Source organism: Mycoplasma sp. 2704 (assembly GCF_034863285.1).
In the GTDB taxonomy this organism is placed as follows: Bacteria; Bacillota_I; Bacilli_A; order Mycoplasmatales; family Metamycoplasmataceae; genus Mycoplasmopsis.
The window spans coordinates 84,498-103,476 of sequence record NZ_JAYFFD010000004.1; the positions used below are offsets into that span (position 1 = coordinate 84,498).

General features: G+C 27.7%; 19 protein-coding genes and 1 rRNA gene. 13 read left to right on the plus strand and 7 right to left on the minus strand.

The window, feature by feature from the left end; translation table 4 throughout:
- Nucleotides 1–146 precede the first annotated feature (146 nt).
- The 3 genes from VBM90_RS02390 to VBM90_RS02400 all read left to right on the plus strand — a co-directional run bounded on the left by VBM90_RS02390 (nt 147) and on the right by VBM90_RS02400 (nt 3,019).
- Complete coding sequence (locus VBM90_RS02390; RefSeq protein ID WP_323176755.1) at nt 147–1,553, plus strand: DnaA ATPase domain-containing protein; 1,407 nt, start codon at nt 147–149, stop codon at nt 1,551–1,553.
- Between the two features lie 123 nt (nt 1,554–1,676).
- Nucleotides 1,677–2,804 (plus strand): DNA polymerase III subunit beta, encoded by a 1,128-nt coding sequence (locus VBM90_RS02395; RefSeq protein WP_323176756.1) that lies wholly within the window; start codon nt 1,677–1,679, stop codon nt 2,802–2,804.
- A 2-nt stretch (nt 2,805–2,806) separates the two neighbouring features.
- Complete coding sequence (locus VBM90_RS02400; protein WP_323176757.1) at nt 2,807–3,019, plus strand: RNA-binding S4 domain-containing protein; 213 nt, start codon at nt 2,807–2,809, stop codon at nt 3,017–3,019.
- 35 nt (nt 3,020–3,054) lie between these two features.
- On the opposite strand, the gene VBM90_RS02405 is transcribed toward VBM90_RS02400, so the two are convergent.
- The gene (locus tag VBM90_RS02405; protein ID WP_323176758.1) at nt 3,055–4,182 is read right to left on the minus strand and encodes an HAD family acid phosphatase; all 1,128 of its coding nucleotides are present in this window, start codon (nt 4,180–4,182) and stop codon (nt 3,055–3,057) included.
- A gap of 127 nt (nt 4,183–4,309) precedes the next feature.
- Nucleotides 4,310–5,575, minus strand: coding sequence for a serine--tRNA ligase (serS, locus tag VBM90_RS02410; RefSeq protein WP_323176759.1), 1,266 nt, complete (start codon nt 5,573–5,575; stop codon nt 4,310–4,312).
- A gap of 208 nt (nt 5,576–5,783) precedes the next feature.
- Here serS and rpmH point away from each other — a divergent pair, with 208 nt between their 5' ends.
- The 4 genes from rpmH to rrf all read left to right on the plus strand — a co-directional run bounded on the left by rpmH (nt 5,784) and on the right by rrf (nt 8,495).
- Nucleotides 5,784–5,930 (plus strand): 50S ribosomal protein L34, encoded by a 147-nt coding sequence (rpmH, locus tag VBM90_RS02415; RefSeq protein ID WP_257089135.1) that lies wholly within the window; start codon nt 5,784–5,786, stop codon nt 5,928–5,930.
- 9 nt (nt 5,931–5,939) lie between these two features.
- Nucleotides 5,940–6,263: a ribonuclease P protein component gene (rnpA, locus tag VBM90_RS02420; protein ID WP_257089137.1), complete on the plus strand. Its 324-nt coding sequence runs from the start codon at nt 5,940–5,942 to the stop codon at nt 6,261–6,263.
- The gene (gene yidC / locus VBM90_RS02425; RefSeq protein ID WP_323176760.1) at nt 6,263–8,311 is read left to right on the plus strand and encodes a membrane protein insertase YidC; all 2,049 of its coding nucleotides are present in this window, start codon (nt 6,263–6,265) and stop codon (nt 8,309–8,311) included. The genes rnpA and yidC overlap by 1 nt, the downstream gene beginning before the upstream one ends.
- Before the next feature lie 78 nt (nt 8,312–8,389).
- A 5S ribosomal RNA gene (gene rrf, locus VBM90_RS02430) occupies nt 8,390–8,495 on the plus strand.
- 55 nt (nt 8,496–8,550) lie between these two features.
- Here the strand turns inward: rrf and VBM90_RS02435 are convergent.
- Entirely contained in the window at nt 8,551–9,096 is a 546-nt protein-coding gene (locus tag VBM90_RS02435; RefSeq protein WP_323176761.1) for a hypothetical protein, read from the minus strand.
- Between the two features lie 89 nt (nt 9,097–9,185).
- Between VBM90_RS02435 and VBM90_RS02440 the strand changes: the two genes are divergently transcribed.
- From VBM90_RS02440 to VBM90_RS02460, 5 genes are all read left to right on the plus strand, one after another.
- Complete coding sequence (locus tag VBM90_RS02440) at nt 9,186–11,339, plus strand: HinT-interacting membrane complex protein P80 (RefSeq protein ID WP_323176762.1); 2,154 nt, start codon at nt 9,186–9,188, stop codon at nt 11,337–11,339.
- Nucleotides 11,339–12,568, plus strand: a complete 1,230-nt coding sequence (locus VBM90_RS02445; RefSeq protein WP_323176763.1) for a HinT-interacting membrane complex lipoprotein P60 — start codon at nt 11,339–11,341, stop codon at nt 12,566–12,568. The genes VBM90_RS02440 and VBM90_RS02445 overlap by 1 nt, the downstream gene beginning before the upstream one ends.
- Nucleotides 12,568–12,900: a histidine triad protein HinT gene (hinT, locus tag VBM90_RS02450; protein WP_323176764.1), complete on the plus strand. Its 333-nt coding sequence runs from the start codon at nt 12,568–12,570 to the stop codon at nt 12,898–12,900. The genes VBM90_RS02445 and hinT overlap by 1 nt, the downstream gene beginning before the upstream one ends.
- Nucleotides 12,901–12,904: 4 nt before the next feature.
- Nucleotides 12,905–13,732 (plus strand): Cof-type HAD-IIB family hydrolase, encoded by an 828-nt coding sequence (locus VBM90_RS02455; RefSeq protein ID WP_323176765.1) that lies wholly within the window; start codon nt 12,905–12,907, stop codon nt 13,730–13,732.
- Nucleotides 13,733–13,851: 119 nt separating this feature from the next.
- On the plus strand, nt 13,852–14,601 hold the full coding sequence (locus VBM90_RS02460; protein ID WP_323176766.1) for a PQ-loop domain-containing transporter: 750 nt from the start codon (nt 13,852–13,854) through the stop codon (nt 14,599–14,601).
- A gap of 73 nt (nt 14,602–14,674) precedes the next feature.
- Here the strand turns inward: VBM90_RS02460 and VBM90_RS02465 are convergent, their stop codons facing one another.
- The 4 genes from VBM90_RS02465 to def are packed head-to-tail and all read right to left on the minus strand — an operon-like array spanning nt 14,675 to nt 18,104.
- A complete protein-coding gene (locus tag VBM90_RS02465; RefSeq protein ID WP_323176767.1) occupies nt 14,675–15,262 on the minus strand; it encodes a DJ-1/PfpI family protein in 588 nt (195 codons plus the stop codon).
- Nucleotides 15,262–16,194 (minus strand): MSC_0882 family membrane protein, encoded by a 933-nt coding sequence (locus VBM90_RS02470; protein WP_323176768.1) that lies wholly within the window; start codon nt 16,192–16,194, stop codon nt 15,262–15,264. Before VBM90_RS02470 ends, VBM90_RS02465 begins: the two co-directional genes overlap by 1 nt.
- Nucleotides 16,195–16,196: 2 nt before the next feature.
- Nucleotides 16,197–17,513, minus strand: a complete 1,317-nt coding sequence (locus tag VBM90_RS02475) for a hypothetical protein (protein WP_323176769.1) — start codon at nt 17,511–17,513, stop codon at nt 16,197–16,199.
- A 33-nt stretch (nt 17,514–17,546) separates the two neighbouring features.
- Nucleotides 17,547–18,104 (minus strand): peptide deformylase, encoded by a 558-nt coding sequence (gene def / locus VBM90_RS02480; protein WP_323176770.1) that lies wholly within the window; start codon nt 18,102–18,104, stop codon nt 17,547–17,549.
- A gap of 82 nt (nt 18,105–18,186) precedes the next feature.
- On the opposite strand from def, the gene plsY reads away from it, so the two are divergent.
- Complete coding sequence (gene plsY / locus VBM90_RS02485) at nt 18,187–18,936, plus strand: glycerol-3-phosphate 1-O-acyltransferase PlsY (RefSeq protein ID WP_323176771.1); 750 nt, start codon at nt 18,187–18,189, stop codon at nt 18,934–18,936.
- Nucleotides 18,937–18,979 lie beyond the last annotated feature (43 nt).

The window sequence follows — 18,979 nt, forward strand, 5'->3', positions numbered from 1 at the left end:
ACAATAAAATATAAATATGTTAATAAGTACTTTTTTACTTACATTTTAGACACTTTAGTTGTGGATAACTTTTGCATAACTATGTTGTTAAAGTTGTTTATAACTTATTTTTAAATATGTTTTTTATATAGTAATAAAATTTAGCTATGAATATTAATAATTTCGATGAAGAAAAAAACAAAGAAGAAGCGAAATTAAACTCTTACAATGAACTTTATATCGAGTATATAAAGAATGAAATTCAAGATAATCTCGCTTTTAAAACGTTTTTTAAAAATTTAACAATTCTTAGTTTCAAAAACAATGAAGTTGTTATTTATTTCCCTAAAGTCCATCCTAATTTAAGTTCATTTAAAAATTATTACAAAAATGTTTTTGACAAGTCGGTCAAAGAAATTTTTGGAGCGAATGTTGCTTACAGAATAATTGATAAAGAGACTTTAGATGCACTTAAAGAAACTGAAAAACAAAGTAAAAACTTAAATATTCAGATACCTACAACAAATAAAAAGAAAACAGATGGTATTGAATATACATTTCACAACTATATTCATGGTTCATTTAATGATGAAGCTTTAAATATTTGCAAATCAATTATTGATGATGAATACAAACTAGAAGTTTTATTTATCACAGGTAACTCTGGTTTAGGTAAAACTCACCTTTTAAAAGCTATTTCTAATGCTTTAAACAAAGAAGGTAAATCATCATTTCTTGTTAATGCAACTGAGTTTATTCGATGAATTCAACCTTTATTAAAAGAAAATTCAGTTGATGTTCTTAATAAATTTCAGAAGAAATTGATTGATAATTACGACGTTTTAATGTTTGACGATTTCCAATTGTATGGTTCAGGGAATAAAAAAGCTACAAAGGATTATATTTTTCAAGTTCTAGATAGTAGAATGGAAAAAGGTAAATTAACCATTTTTTGTTCAGATACAGATATAAACGGAATTTCTAAAATATTTGATGAAAGACTTGTTTCGAGAATTCAATCTGGGTTTATTACAAAAATCAAACAACCTGAACAAGAAGATTTACATAAGATTTTGGATTTCTTACTTACAGAAAACAACTTCGACACAAACACATTAGACGATGAATCAAAAGATTTCATCATAAGAAATCATTCAAATTCAATCAGAACACTTACAGGTGCTGTAAAAAGATTAAGTTTCTATGAAAAAGAAATTAAATCATTACCAAAAACTTTAGTTATAAAAACAATTAGAAATATTTTTGGTGATTTTATTAAAGATAAAGCAGAAATTACTGATGACATAATTTTAAAAGCTGTTTCAGAGTATTACAAAATACCAGTTAAAGATATTTTAAGCACATCGAGAAAATCTAATATCTTTTTAGCAAGACAAATTGCGATTTATATGATTAAAAAGCATTTAGATTATTCATCCAATGAATTAGGTAAATTATTTAAAAGAGATCATTCAACTATATTAAGTGCTTTAAAGAAAATAAATACTAAAGATGACATTAAAGTTAAAAAAGTTATAAATGAAGTAGAAGATAAGATGCGCAAGAATTATTAATAATTTATAAACATTTATTTTTAACTAAAAACTTAAAAAATAATAGAAAAACACACTAAAATTTAACTTTTTGAAAGTTATAAACATATTAACAACTGTTAATATTTATATTAAGGAGAAGATATGAAATTTACAATTTCAAAACATTTAATAGATCAATTGATTGAATTTATTTCTAATTATATTGATAATAATGATATGCATTATTTATCAAGAACAATTAAGATCGAATTAGATAGTCAAAACTTAGTTTTAACAGCAGCTAACGCATCTATAGCAGCTAGAAAAGTTATCAAAGTTGATGAAGATAAAATTAAAGTTGAAAAAGCAGGAAAACTTTGTATTTTAGCTTCTTTATTAAAAAACATTATTAAGAAATTTAATAAAGAAATCACTTTTAAACAAAGAGGTAATTTAATTGATATCTATGAAGGTTCAACTTCATTTACTTTAACAACAAATGACATTACACAATATATTGACACAAATTTTGAAGATCAAAAAAATACTCTTGAAATTGACGCTCAGAGATTAGATAAAATTATTAACAATGTTTCTATTTCGACAACAATAAGTAATGATAAATTAAACTCAATAGTTTTTAAATGTATTAATATAACATCTAAAAATTCAGAAAATGTAAGATTTGTAGCAACTGATTCATATAGACTTTCAACTGAAATTTTAAAAGTTGATAAAAAAGTTGACATCGATTTAACAGTTGACGCAAAAAGTCTTAAAAAACTTATCACAAAAGATGCACCAGAAAAAGTTCAATTATTCTTTGATGAGCATAAAATAGGTATTTCTTACGAAAACACAGTAATTTATATTTCTGTAAGTAAAATTCAATATATCGATATTTCGTCATTATTCCAAACAAAATATACAAGAAGATTTTTTATTGAAAAAGATGAATTATTAAAAGTTATTAATACAGCTTTATTCCAAATCACAGAAAAAGACAGAAAAATGGAATTCTCATTCAATGAAAATGAAATTAAAGTTTTATTTGAAGTTCCTGAAATCGGAACAGGAAAGGCTGTTTCGAATAAATTTCAAATTTTAGAAGGAAAACCTATTGATATGGACTTTAACTACATTTATATCAAGGATGCGGTTTCACAGTTAGAACCAGGTAATATTAATATTTTCATTTCTGAAAAAGAAGATAGAGTACTTTTATTAACAGAAAATGATAATTCACATATTCAGTTAATTACACCATTAAGAAAGTTTTATAACAATTAATTATGACAATTAAAATAACAGGTGATTCAATCAAGTTAAGTCAATTTTTAAAGAAAATCAATGAGACTGATACAGGTGGTCAAGCTAAATTCTTTATCGAGACAAATGATATTAAAATTAATAATAAAAAACCTGAAGGTAGATCTTCAAAAATACACCCAGGTGATGTTGTTTGAATAAACGACCAAATTTATGTAATTGAAAAAGAAAAATAAACCATTTTATTGGTTTATTTTTTATATTAAATTAACTAACTTTTTGATGGAACGTAAATAAATCCTTTTAATTTTTCGGTAATCTTAGCGTAGTTGTATCCTTTTTGACCAATTAAATGTGATAATCAACTTCCATATGATGAATTTCCAGGAATTAAAACATATGATTCAGAGTGAGTTTCATCTTCTCAAGCACCTGTTTCTTTGTTATAGTATGTTCCCATTACAGAAATATCCATATTTCCGAATAAGTCACCATATCTATTTGAATCAGATTTAAGTTCACCTACAACTTGTTCAGAAGTTACACCTGATTTTTTAGTGAAGTTGTCATTGAAATCAGAAATATCATCCCCAACTCTCATAACAACTTTGAATTGAACTGGTGTTTCACCAATTGTAATTTTATTATTATTTACAAGATGCATTCTTTCTTCTTTTTCTGATTTTGTAGAGGTTGTTGATGAATAAGGTTTTTGTTTATTAGCTAAATCCACACCTTGCATTCATCAAATGAAATCAGGCATATATTTAGCCTCAAGCCCTAAATTAATTAAGTTTGTTTTACTTGGTTCTTTATGTCATTTTTGAGAACGGTTAGAGTTAAAGAATACTACTCCACCTTTTGAGTAAACATGCTTAATAAAATCAATTGCCCCAGGAACTTCTGTAGAAATAGCTTGACTAACAAAATCATCTCATGCACGTCCATCGTATGATTTATTGTTAAGGAATAAATAGTTTTGGTATTTAAAGTTATTTAAAACAGTTTCATCTAAATCCATGAATACCACCGGAATGAATTTACCTTCTTCTGGTGCTGAAACAACAATTTCATCACCAGAAATATTAACTTTAGTTAAATCAACATTTGGTTGTGTAATCATTTTGTCAAAAGCAGCTTTAGCATTTTTGTAAACTTGCATCCCCATAGCATGTTTTTCTCCAGAGAATGAGTTTCATGCATTTGAACTACCGATTCCTGCACCATTTGCGATTAAAGTTTGAGCTGCTTTAATTTTTTCAGCAACTTCTTCTTCTGTGTATGTTTTTACTTTAGGCGCTTCAGGTGTTTTTTCTGAATGACATGAGTTAGTAACAACAGGTGCAGCAGTTAAAATAATTGAACCTGCTCCAAACAATAAGTATTTTAATTTTTTCATAAATCTCCTTAGTAAATTGAGTAAATAAAATAATAAATATAAATTCATTTTATTACATACTTAACTATAAGTTAAGTAAATAGTTATTTTTTTCATAAAATGTGTAAAAAATAACGCATAAGCGTTACTATAATAATTTTAATCCACCCATATATGGTACAAGAACTTCAGGGACAGAAACGCTTCCATCAGGGTTTTGGTAGTTTTCTAAGATAGCTGCAATTACTCTATCAACAGCTAAACCTGAACCATTCATTGTGTGAGCATATTCAGTTTTACCTTCATCATTTTTATATCTAATCATAGCTCTACGAGCTTGGAAATCACCCATATAACTTACACTAGATGTTTCTCTATATCTTTGTTCTGAAGGTAATCATAATTCTAAGTCAATTGTTTTTCTTGAAGAAAACCCTAAGTCACCAGTACATAAAAGTAATTCTCTATATGGAATTTGTAATTTTTCAAGCACATCTTTAGCATCTTCAACCATTTTTTCATACTCAACCATAGCATCTTTTGCAGATGTAACTTTTACAAGTTCAATTTTCTTAAATTCATGTTGTCTTAAGATACCTTTTGTATCTTTACCTGAGCTCCCTGCTTCAGATCTAAAACATTCTGTATATGCTGTAGCTCTAAAAGGGGTTGATAAATCAACAATTTCATCATTGTAAATGTTTGTTAATGTAACTTCAGCAGTAGGGATTAAATATTCATCTAATCCTTCTAATTTATATAAATCTTCCTTGAATTTAGGTAATTGACCTGTTCCATATAACATTTTATCTTTAACAATTACAGGTGTTGTGAATTCTTGATAACCTTTTGAAGTGTGTAAATCTAACATAAATGAAATTAATGCACGAACTAATTTTGAACCATTGTTTTTGTAAATTACATATCTTGAACCTGATAATTTAACAGCTCTTTCAATATCTAAGATACCTAAATTTTTAGCAACTTCATAGTGAGGTAACACATCTTTAACAAGACCTCTACCTAATTTATCATGCTCTTTAATGATTACATTTTGATTTTCACCTTCTCCAACAGGAACTTCTTCTAAAGTTTCGTTAGGGATTTGTAAAATTAATTCATTAATTCTGCTATTTAACTCCTGCTCTTGGTTAGATAAAGTTAAATCTTCGTTTTTAACCACTTCAATTTGTGCTTTTAATTCAACTAATTTACCTTTATCGTTTTTAAATAAACCAAATTGTTTTGAAAGATTGTTTAATTCACTTTTTTTATCTTGTGATTGTTTCATCACGCTACCTCTTTGTTTAGCTAATGAAACAAATTGATCAAAAATTTCAATTTTAAAACCTCTGTTTTGTAGGTTTTTTCTTACTTTTTCTTCATTATTTAAAACATATTTTATATCTAGCATTTCGACCTCGTAATTTGAATTGTTTAAATTATACATTAATAAAGAGTTAATGAATTATTATGTTGAAAATAGATTTTTTAACCCTTAAATTAAGCAAAATAATTCAAAAAATGATACTAAAAAAATAGATGTTAAAAAATTAGTCATTTGCTATAATTTAAACACGCTTATATAAAATATATAAAATTATTCACATAAGGAGGAAATTATGAGTAAAAGAACTTATCAACCAAACAAGCGTAAACATGCTAAGGTTCATGGTTTTAGAGCTAGAATGAAAACAGCAAATGGTAGAAAAGTATTAGCAAGAAGAAGAGCTAAAGGTAGAAAAAGATTAACAGTTTCTGATAAATAATTCTAAACAATGAAAAAACAATATCGACTAAAGAAGAATTGAGAATTTGAAGATGTAATTAATGCAAGACAAGGTAACTTTGTTTCAAATAGATATTTAATCATCTATTTCAAGAAACGTAAAAACTTCGCTGCAGGAATTACAGTTCCAAAAAAATTCGCAAAAGCTGTAGGTCGTAATTTTTTTAAAAGACAATTAAGAGCAATTATGCATGAGTTGAATTTATATCACCTCAAATATCATTTTGTTTTAATTGTTCGTAAAGAATTTATGAAGGAAGATTTTGCTATCAAAAAACAACATATAGCAAAACTCTTTGAGAAATTTAAATAATGAAGAAAAACGCAAAAAATTTTTCATACTTTACTAACGGTAATGATCCAAAGACTAACCGTAAAGAGTTAACTAAAAAAATCCTCAAATGATTAAAAATAGTTTTCTATGTGTTAATTTTTGGACTTACTGTAACAGGGTGTGTTCAATCCTTTGTTATTAAAAACTCTTACAACGTAGGTAACGGACTTGAGTTTTATAGAGATAAAGGTGACATAGCACCTAGAGTTAATACTTTAAAGAGCACAAATCAAAAAAGAGATTTAGTAACACTTCAAGATCCAAACGGAGAAAACAAAACATCTGAAGTATTTGAATACGACAGATTAGCACTTGATACTGAATCAAACATTTTTGTTACTGATAAAGAGATATTAGACAAACTTAGAGAACAAACAAAATCACATCAGGGTGAATATGGTACCCCTGGTGGATACATGTCTATTTTAAGAATTCCATTTGATTCTGAAATTCTTAAAAACGCAGGATATAAATTTGATGAAAAATTCAAATTAATTTACACAGGTTCAGATGACGCTAAAAATTATTTATTTGCAACAGCATCTGATAAAACTTACAACTTTGTAAAAGAACCTAAAGATATCTTTATTTTCCCATTCACTTTCCCACAAGATGAAAAAAATAACTACGATAAAGGTAAACTTCAAAGTTACATGACTTTTAAAACAGAAAAAAAATACAAGGAAGTCAATGGAAAACAAGAAGTGGATAAAATAATCCCTGTTCTTACTGATGCAAAAGAATACCAAATTACATACATTTCAGGTATTCAAAAAATTTATGACTACACATCAGAAAACGAATCTGTTTCTAATAAGTTTGCTAGAGATATTCTCCAAATGTTATATACATATTCATTTGGTGAAGGATCTAAATTTGCTGCAAAATTAGGTAAAGAACCTTCTTTATTTATTAAAGAATTAGTTGATAACATTCCGGCAAATGTTAAAGAAGAAAATATCTCAGAACACAATAACACATTATTTACCTTAACTCAAGAACAATACCAATTGCTTATTGAATATCAAAATACAATGCAGTCATACATGAATGAATTAGGATTCTTTAATGGAGAAGTTCCTAACACATCTTCTGAAGAATATAAAGAAAGAAGAGAAAAAGTTCAAAATCAATACAAATTAAATAGAACTGATAAATATGACTACAATACAAATATTCTTTATTCTGAAAACATTAACACACTTCCTTTAAGAGGTGATTTACCATTACAATCTATTACAACTTGAGGTGAAGCTTGAAAATATGGGCCATTTTACGGTTTATTAGTATATCCACTTTCAGTGTTGGTGCAATCAATGCGTCAATCAATGCCTGATATGCTTGGATGAGCTTCTGTTATCTCAATTATAGTTGCAATCATTATTTCACGTCTTATTACGCTTGCATTTACATTTAGAACAACTGTAATGCAATCAGTAATGGAAGAACTTAAATACAAAAAAGCTGCTATTGAAGCTAAATATAAAGGTTTAGAAGATAATAAAGCTATGAAACTTAAGAAAAATCAAGAGATTCAAGCTTTATATACAAAATACAACATAAATCCATTAGACCAATTCGGAAATATGTTACTTACTATGCCGATTTTCCTTGCTATGTGAAGAGTTATTCAAAGTATTCCTGAAATCAAACAAACAACATGGCTTGGTATTAACTTCGCCTCAACATCATATAAGAGATTGTTTGAGGGAGAATGAGTTTACTTATGAATTTTAGTACTTGTTGTTGGGTTCCAATTACTTTCAAGCTTCTTACCAAGACTTCTTAATAGAAAGAAAATGAAACGTAAAACAACAATCGCAGAAACTGAAGCACTTAAGAAATCTGAAAGAACACAAAAGATTATGATGCTTGTGTTCACAGCAATTACCTTAATCTTTACTGCTGGTGTTCAAGTTTATTGATTATTCGGTTCAATATGAACAATTATGCAAACATTAATTATTCACAAACTCATACATTCTAAGAAATTTAAAGAGAAATTCATAAATAAGAAAACTCGATAAATAACTTTTTCATTTAAATAATAAGTATTAAAAAAATAAAAAATTTACTTGACTTTATTTTAATAGTGCTATAATATATGCAGTGGTTATAGCAAAGGGGATCACCTGAATCCATTCCGAACTCAGTAGTTAAGCCCTTTAGTGCCGAAGATAGCTTTACAGTGAAAATAGGGAGCCGCTGCTTTTTTTATACCTTTTATAAAAATAATAATTTAATACCACCTTTTCAGGTGGTATTTTTAATCTAAATCAACATTTTCTATATGAAAATAAGGAAGTTTTAAATCATCAAATTCAACTATATCATAGTAGTTCGGGTTAAGATTTTTAACTCTAGAAATAACTAGTTTAGCTTCCTTATCTCTAGAAATTAAAAACCTTGTATTTGGGTTTTGTGAAAACAAAACTTCAATCAATTCATGACAATATTGGTTTTGTTTGTTATTTTCTTTTTCAACAATTTTCTTAGCTAAATTAATCTTTTTAGCATTATTATCAGTTGATTGAATCAGTAAATTAAGGATAATATCGGTGTTATTTAAAGAAAAAATAGGCAGAAATTTCTCGTTTTTATTCATTTTATTAGAGATGTTAATTAACTCAGGGAACTTGTTTTTTAATTTCAAAAATGCATAAACATCAATCACAATTTGAATTGGCTTAGTTAACTCTTTTTTCTCTTTAATTTGACTTAAAATGCTAGAGAATAGGGAGAAAATGAATTTTTCTTCCTTGCTAATTTTGAGCAATTCCTCAAAAACATTTTTAATTTCTGCTTGTTTCATAGTGAAATTATAATAAATTAAATTTGATATAATTAAAACAATATTTATTATTACATAATAAATAAATTTTATAAAACTAAGAGGTATTAATGGCTAAAAGACAAAAATCATTCTTTGAACGTTTAGTTGAGTTAAATGATAGACATGATGAGAAGAAACATAAAACTTCAACTAACAAATCAAAAAGATCTAAAACCTTAATCGGTATTTTTTCTGCTTTAACAGTTGGAGTTATTGCATCTATTACAATTCCTTTAACAATTACAACTACAAAGGTTAACTACATTCAACCGGTTGATGGAGAAAAATCTGCTTTTGTTGTTAATGATGCAAAAGGTAATGAACTTAACTCATTAACAGTTGGTAAATTAACAGATTTAGTAAAATCACAAAGTCAAGAAGTTTCAGATGAAATCAAAAATGCATACAGAGAAGCGATTTTCTATATGTATGAACAAGAAGTTGAAGCATCAGTTCAATATCAAAACATTTACAATAGTTCATTACAAAATGATGAAGAAGTTAACAATTCAATCGAACTTAAATCATTAGATGAAATCAAAAGACAAATTAAAGCTAAATTTGAAGATTTAAAAGTTAACTTCAAAAAAGTTTATGGTTTCCAAAATTGAGAAAAACAATTTTTTGAAGAACTTAAAAAAGATGAATACGGAAATTCAGCTAATGAAACAGATGCAACAAACTTTTTATTATTCAAACAAGTTGAAGAAATTGCTACACGTAGATATCAATTAGAATACAAAGTTGTTGATAGAACATTTGTAAATAGAACTGCTACAAAAGATATTTATAAACTTGATAAAAACGGAAACAAAGTTAAAGGTGAAAACAGTGAACCAATTAAATTATTCAGTAAAGGTGACAAAGTTTTCCCATATTTAGAAGAAAATGTTAATTACTTTGCTCCATCATCAGATTCAACAAAAGTTACTTTATTAACAACAAAATCATTCATTACAGAATTCAAATCACCAGCAAACTTCATTTCTGAATACTTCAACAAAAATAACATCATCATTCCTACAGTTTACAAATTAGCAGGAACCATTTCTAAAAATGATGTAGTTTATCCATGAAAAATTTCATCTGATGATGACAAAGTGAAATTATTTAACTTATTAAAATGAAATGTAACTCCAACAGCTGATTCATTTATTGCAGAATCAAACGTTGCATCATTAACAAAATTTAATAAAGCAGAAGAATATGCATTCCAAAAAGAAAATGAAACTAAAGAAGAATTTGTAAGTAGAGTTCAAAAATATAAAAACTTCTTATCATCAATCACAAATTCTGATGTTGAAAAATTAGCAACACCAGGTTTAACATCAAACATCAACTTATTTACTAAAGATTTAGATCTTGCATTAGGTGTAAATGCAACTTCAATTTTTGCTAACGAACAAAATAACTTACCTGAATTCTCATTAAAAGAATTAATTGACGCAATCAAAGCTGCTTTAAACATTCTAGAGCAACCTGATTTAACATCAGCTACAAACTTTGATGAAGCAGCAAAAATTGTTAAAGATTACGATGTCCAAATCGATAAGAAGTTAGAAGACTTAAAATTTGAACCATCAAGATTTAACACAATTAACAAAGTTATTGCTGACTATATGTTTTCAAAAGTGCAAGATGCACAAACAACAAATAATCCATTAATTCCTTATGTCTTCAAATTGTCAGATATGAAAGATGCATTTATGATAATTACAGATAGTAATGTGCAAATTGTAAGATATTCACAAATTACAGAATTAGATAAATTCAAACAATTTATTGCTGAGGATGCTAAAAACTTAGCTTTAGGAAATGTTTCATACTTCAATACACCTGCACAAATTTCAAATAACTTATCAAGTTCACAAATTCTTTCATTAGCTTTAAGTGATGAAAAATTTGTTGCAGAACTTAAAACAAAAACAAATACAACTACAGGAGCAAACTATACAGATGCTGATGTAACAAGCTTGCAAGCAAAAGTTACTAGTGTAAAAAGTGGAGAAGACACAAGCAAATTAATTTCAGTATTAACATCAGTAAGTGAGTTCATTCAAAAACAATTAAACTATGGAAACAGTTACAACTTTATAGTTGATAAAGGTCTTACAAAAATAGTTTACAACCATAACGATAATGTATATAGCGATAAAAAAGCTATCGAAGTTATTAATGACTTAGTTTATTCAATCTTCGAAAAAAATGAAGGGAGCAAATAATGAAGAATATATTTAAAAAATCTTTATATTTAGCACCAGTTGCTTTCACACCATTAGTTGCACTTTCATGTGGAGTTGATAAAAACACAGAAGAAAAAAATAAACAAATCATTTTATTTGATAAACCTGCAGTTTCAACTGTTGCCGAAAACTTATGATTAAAATCAGTTTTACAAGACCAATACAAAGTTGAAAAAGATACAAACTTACTTTCAAATGAAAAATTCTTTAATGAAGCTCTAATTGCTTATAAAGGATTTTTAGCTACAGAATCGCAAAAGAATAACTTATATTTAGCTACTCAATTAAACAAGTGAAAATCAAACGGAATTTTCAATGAAACTGAATTAGCTGCATTGAACGCTTTATATAGAGATGTTTACAACATTAACTTAACAAATGAACAATTCAAAATCTTATACAACAACGAAAATACAGGTGTGGCTTTCACGGTTAATAAGCTTCTTTTAGTTAAAAACTACTTCTTTATTTCAGATGTTGTTACATTAGAAAAAATCGATCCAAGTTCATTTAATTTATATGGTAAAAAATACGATAACAAGCAATTTAACTTAATTAAATATGTTATCTCAAATAAAACAGTTCAATTATGAAGTTACACAAATGATAATGTAAATGAAATGTATACAGATGCTAATAAAGTTATTAAACACGTTTTAGATTACAATAACTTATTAAAGAATTCTAAAGAAGCTCAAAACATTGCAACAGCAGATTTAATTTTCAATAATGTTCCTGCTAAAGCTGAATTTGAAGCTACAATGGGTGGATACCAAGGTATTAAATCTAACCCTTACAAATCAGACTACACTGTCGATGAATTATTAAAAGCAACATCACCTGAAAATTTAGTTGGTTTCTATAACTTAACAAATGGTAAATTAGTTTCAGTTGATGAAAATGGACAATTAGCTGAAGCGATTCCTGTTTCAAAAGATGGTAAAAAAGTCGAAGTAGCTTACTTTGCTAAAATTGTTCCAGTTGCTAAAAAAATTACAGTTGATACAAACGAAAACGGCACAAAAGAAGAAAAAACAGTTTTATCATTCGACCAAACAATTTACAAAGATTCATTAGATAAATTAGCTATCTTCATTTCAATCAGTGATGAAAACTTATACAAAAATGCAAAAGCAGCTTACATTACAATGGGTTACAAAATTTCATCTATTGATGAACTTAAAGATAAAACAGCAGGTCTTGAATAATGAATGATTCAATCTTTACAAAAATAATTAAAAGAGAAATCCCTTCAAACATCATCTATGAAGATAATGTTGTTATTGCGATTTTAGATGCATTTCCACAACAAGAAGGGCATTTCTTAGTTATTCCTAAAGAGCAGAAATCTAATATTTTAGAACACGATGAAGCAACTTTCTTACACGCTATGAAAGTTGCTAGAATGTTAGCTAAGCAAAGAGTTATAGATAACAACATCCCAGGTTTTAAAATATTGATCAACACAGGTAAAGAAGCAGGACAAGTTGTGTTCCACACACACATTCACGTAATTCCGTACAAAGAACAAGGAGAATAAAATTATGCAGCAGACAAAAATATTTACATTCGATTTAGATGGTACATTATTTACAAAAAGCGAAACAATTCATCCTTCAACAAAAGAAGTTTTACTTCAAGAGCAAGCTAAAGGAAATAAAATTGTTATTGCAACAGGTCGTGGTTTAGTTAAGATGCTTGCATTAAATCACGATACATTCAAATTTGTTGATTATTTGGTGTGTTCAAATGGTGCGTTAGTTCACAATATGAAAACTAATACAACATACACATTAGGTGAATTATCAAAAGAAATGTTAGATACAGTTCACGCACATGCACTTAAATATGATTTAGTTCTTTCAGTTGATGGAAATAACTATAATGGCTCAATTTTACCTAATGGAGCTTATCCAAAATGAATGTCACCACAGCAAGTTAAAAATATGAACATTTTTAATGAAGCTACAATTGAACAAGTAAAAGAAGCAATCAGTAATCCTGAAACAAAAATAACTCAAATGGCTATGAGAAACCAAGAACACAATGCTAAAGAAGCTACAGAAAACATTATGAGTAGTTTAAAAGATTTCGATTGTGAAGTTTACTTGACAAACTCAGTTTATACAGATATTAACCCTAAAAATATTTCTAAGTGAGCTGGAATTATGAAAATTGTTGAATTAGAACAATTAAAAGATTATCAAGTTGTAGCGTTTGGTGATAGTGGAAATGATGTTCACATGCTTTCTGAAGCACACGTGGGTGTAGCTATGGGGAATGCAACAATTGAAGCAAAATCAGCTGCTAACTTTGTTATTGGTGATAATGACACAAACACAATTGGACAATTCATTTCAGAAAACTTTTAACACATATACATAGGTACAAAAGTAAATTTTGTGCTTTTTTATTTTATTTACTTAAAATAAAAAATAATATAAAATATACATCATATTAAAGGACAAAATTTATATTTGAAAGGAATACTATGTCAACTGCATTTGAAATTATTAAATGAATTTGTGCAATTACTGTTATCTCATTAAGTATTCCTCAATTATTGAAAATTCTTAAAGATAAAAAGACAGGACCTGTTAACTTTGTGTCATTCTGAATTTTCCATATTGGGATTTTACTTTGAGTAATTTGAGGTGCAACAGATGCGAATAATGAAAAATTCATAACTGTTATGGTCGCAGATGGAGTAGGTATACTTGTAAATGGAATTATGACAGGTTTACTTTACTACTACAAAAAAGAATTTACTAAAAAACAAAAATTACAAGGATATCTTGCTGTTTTAGCTACATGAATTATTGCTGGAATATTTACTGTATTTTACATTATTGATTATGGTAGAGATGGTAAAGATGTTCCATATATGATTGGAAAATTACCTTCTGAAATTTCAACTGTTATGGGATTCATTTTCCCAGCATTTACTACATTTGCTTTCTTACCTCAGTTAATAACATCATTTAAAACAAAACAATGACAAGGTGTTTCATACTGAATGTATGTTTTATATGTTGTAAACAACATTATTTGAATAGTTTACTGAATTTTATTAATCCTTATTAATAATAACGCAACTCCTAAGGAATCAATCACATCAGCTGTCGGTGGATTAGTATGACAATCAATTTCATTAACACTATTCTCAATCCAATTAGGATTTACATTACACGATAAATTTACAACACAAAAAACAACAGTAAGACATTCACACCGTGCTTAATAATTGAATTAACAACCAATTTTGGTTGTTTTTTTACAAAAAACCTACACAAATATTGTGTAGGTAATTTTGATTATATTTGTGTAAGCTTTCCAAATGTCATATTTGAACGTACAGTATCAGAGAAGTCTTCGCCATAAAAGTATTCTAATATAGCGAACCCAAAATCTAACGAAGCAGTTGCATTTGACGCTGTAATCAGGTTCCTGTCTATATTAGTGAATGGAGATTGTTTTCAATTGTTAGAGTTAATGATTTTTCCATCTTTTCAGAATGGTTTACTTCATTCAGAAAAGAATGAAACGTATTTTTGATCTTTGATTATATTAAATTCAGTTAAAACATTTGGTGCATCACAGATAGCTGCAAGAGGTTTGTTAAGCTCATTAAAGAATTTGTTAATTAGTACTAATGACTGTTGATTTTGTCTAAGTGCTTGACAACCTTTACCACCAGGTACGAACATTAAATCAAATTCATTTAAATTAACTGAATTAACAATGTTTGTTATTTTAACAATATTAAATTGTCCTGAAGCTTCTTTTAAGTTTGGAGAATAATAAGTAATTGATTCTAGTTTGCCTGAAGCGACTAAAACAGATAAAGTCGTGTTTAATTCTATGTCATTAAATTTATCTTCAATTATTACAAGAAGTTTCATTATTTTTTACCTCTTTTAATCACGCCTTTTCAAATTAAGTATAAGAATACTGTTAAAGGTAATAATACAACTAAGATGAAAACAATAATGTAAGCTTTAATTCAAGCTTTATTCTCTAATCTTCTATCTGTATTTGTTTTAGCAACAACTTCTTCAGGGTTGTTTAAGATTGCTAATTTAATTTCAGCTTGTCTTTTTCTATCGTAAATTCTAAGAACGGTAAATACAATCGCACTAGCTGCTATTGTAGTTCCTAAAATAATGAGCATATTTTTAGTGCTTCCAAAAGCATTATCTAAAATGTCGGTTCATTCAATTTTTGAGTTAATGTAAATTCATGAACCTTCTTGTCCGGTATTTACTTCTCAAGGAGATGTAAAGTAAAGTAAGCAAACTACAGCAATGAATAATCCAGTATATGTTAAGAAGAAAGCATAAATTCAACTTAAACGAAGCATTTTGAGTGTAATTGCTCTGTATGCTTCAGCAATAAGAACACCATTCATTTGTGTTCCATTAATGTAACTGTTTTTAGTTATTTCTTCAGTTTTAATTCATGACTTACGTCTTGTTAAAGCCTTAATTCATAAACTTAATGAAATTAAGAAAACAATGCTTATTCCGATGTATCAAGCAATACCTTGTGTATGAGGTGGTTGCGAATTAAATGTATTAACAAAATAATTAATAATTGTAGCAACTATACAAAGACAGAAAATGAAAAATCATATCGAGAAAGAAAGTAATGCTAGTTTTTTCTCTCTTTTAAATAATTTAAGAATATTTTCAGGAACTATGCTTTTTGGATTTACATTAGTAACTTCGTTTGTGGCAACATTTTGAACTTGTGTTTGATTTGCATAAACACCAGTTGAACCAGATGAGTTTTGAACTGAAACTGGATTTTGATTTTGTTGTTCTTGATTATTCATAATTACTCACTTGCTCCTGTTGACATATTTGCATCTGGTTGTGAATTCTCTGCATTTGGTTGATTATTTGTGTCATCTAAGGTTTCAGTTGTTTCTTGTTTATTAAGGTCTCTTAAAACAGAATTTTTAAGGTTTCCTAAAATTCCTGAAGCCAAAACTGCTGTGTTTGTTTTTTCAGAGATTGTTGGGTTAATTTTTAAAATCGCATCAACAATTTTTGATAAGTTTTGCTCTTGTGAACTATCTGATTTAGCTGCCGCTAACCCTAGCATTCCGAAGACATTTTTGACTTCTTCTGGAATTAATGTAATTGAATTTTGTTGTAATTCTTCATTGATTTTATCAACAACAAATTTTGTAAAGTCTGCTTTATTTTGTTCGCTTGAGTTCAATGTTGAACCAGGATTTGCTGCAATAAATTGAGCTTCGTATTTTGTAATGTAAGCTTCAAGTTCTTTATTGTTTTTTATTTCATTTTTAGATTTTTCATCTAGTAATGTAGGAATGTTTTTGGCAACTATATCAACAAATTTTTCATTTTCTAACATAGCTGCAATAGTGTTTGAGTTTTTAAGTAATTTTTCAATATCATCTTTAGATAATGAATTTGGTTCCTTGATAAATTTAATTGCTAAATCATGTAATTCTGAGTCGACAAATAATTGAACCATTGAGAAAATCCCTGAAGCCAAGTTTGTTACAGATAAACCTTGGCCACCAGTCATAATTTTCACACCAATTTCTGTAGCTTTATTTGCTTTATTCGAGTTGGGTGCCATTGTTGAAATTACGTTAGCAAGTAATAATGAACCGGGTAAGGTAAGAATTACGTTTGTAATTGCTCATAAACCACCAAAACCTGCTCTAGATAATTTAGATCTTTTCTTATTTTTCTCTTTTCTTTTCTTTATTGTTGCTAAATGAATGATTCCGATTATTAATCATAAAAATCCTCTAACACCTCAGTAAACTGCTAAAGAAATGAATGTTATTGCAAATGTAAGAATTTCATATGCAGATTGAAATTTTTGATCTTCTTGTGCTTTTTTCTCAAATGCAGCTTTAAGAGCTACTGATAAAATAACAGAAACGATAATTGTGATAACTATTGAAATTGTTTTAAAAATAGTTCATTTTCATCTTAAGAATCAACCTGTTACAAATGAAAATAAAACGAGTGTAACAATTAAAATAGGCATTCAAATAGTTGGGTCTGAAATTTTAGACGACATCAAATTCGCGAAGAAGTCATATAACTTATCCATTGCGTTCGATGACTCACTACTTGATGATGTTTGAGTTTCAAAAAATGTAAGCATATTCTCCTTTCTATATTTTTTTAGTTAGTTAAATTACAAGAATTTAGCTTTAGGTAGTTTCTTTCATGGGTTTTTCTTAGCAATTCTATCGATAAATAACATTCCGTTTAAGTGGTCTAATTCGTGTTGAAATACTATTGCTAAATATCCGTCAACTGTTAAGTTTTGGAATTCTCTGGCAAAATAGCTGTAAGCTCTGACTGTTATTTTTTCAGATCTATAAACATATCCTTCTTGGTCTGGTCAATCTTCGGAAACACTTAAGCAACCCTCACCTTCAGAAAGTGCAATTTTCTTATCGCTTTTAGCAATAATAACAGGGTTAAATAAAACATCTTTATAAATTGTGTTACCTAATTCATCTTGTATAAAAACATAAAAGACATTTTTTAGAACACCATATTGAACTGCTGCTACACCAACTCCAGCTCTAAATTCAGAACCGTCTTTTTGCGAATCATCAATGTGATAAATCATTTTCTCAGCTAATTCAATATCCTCATCAGTTAATGGAAGAGGTACGTCTTGTGATTTTTTTCTAAGTACTTTTTCTGGTAATTGTACGATTTCTACTTTAAATTTTTTATTCATAATATTAATTATAATATATTAAATTAATTATAATTTAATATAAATTAGCTAACGAAGTATATTCAATTAATTAGGAGGGACAATGACAGCGATTCAACTTAGCAATTCAATTTTGTTTAATATTTTATTATTCATTTTTGGATACATTGTAGGATCCTTAAACACTTCAATTATATGAGGGAAAATTGTTAGAAAAGATGTTAGAGAGCTTCATTCAAAAAATGCAGGAGCAACTAATTCCTCTAGAGTACTAGGAAAAAAAGCAGGACTATGCATTTTATTAATAGATATTTTTAAAACAATTTTAATGGTTTCAATTGCGTATGGATTGTGCAAGGCTATCAATAAAAATAGCTTAAATATGAGCCTATATGTATTTCCAATTTTATGTGGTTTAGGAGTTGTTGTCGGGCATTGTTTTCCTATTTTCTTCCAATTCAAAGGAGGAAAAGGAGTTGCTACATCAATTGGTTTATTAATTTCAATCAACATTACACTTTTACCAATTGCTGCAGTTATATTCTTTGCAGTATTATTCTGAAAAAAATATGTTTCATTAGCAAGTATTGTGACGGCTCTTTTAATGATGCCTGTAATTATGTTTGCTCATTGATTTTTAAGTTCAGATCTTTCTTGAGCAACTAATATGAAATGACTTGCTGACTATAGTCAACATACAAGCACTTCACTTTATAATTATCAATTAACTAGTGGAATTTTCTTTATAGCAGCGGCACTACTAATAGTTATAATGCACAGAGATAATTTGGTTAGAATTTTTAAGAATCAAGAAAGAAAGTTATCTTTTTTAGATAGAAGTAACAAAAAATAGAGAGATTTTAAAGTCTAAACTGGGACACTAAAAATGGACAGAA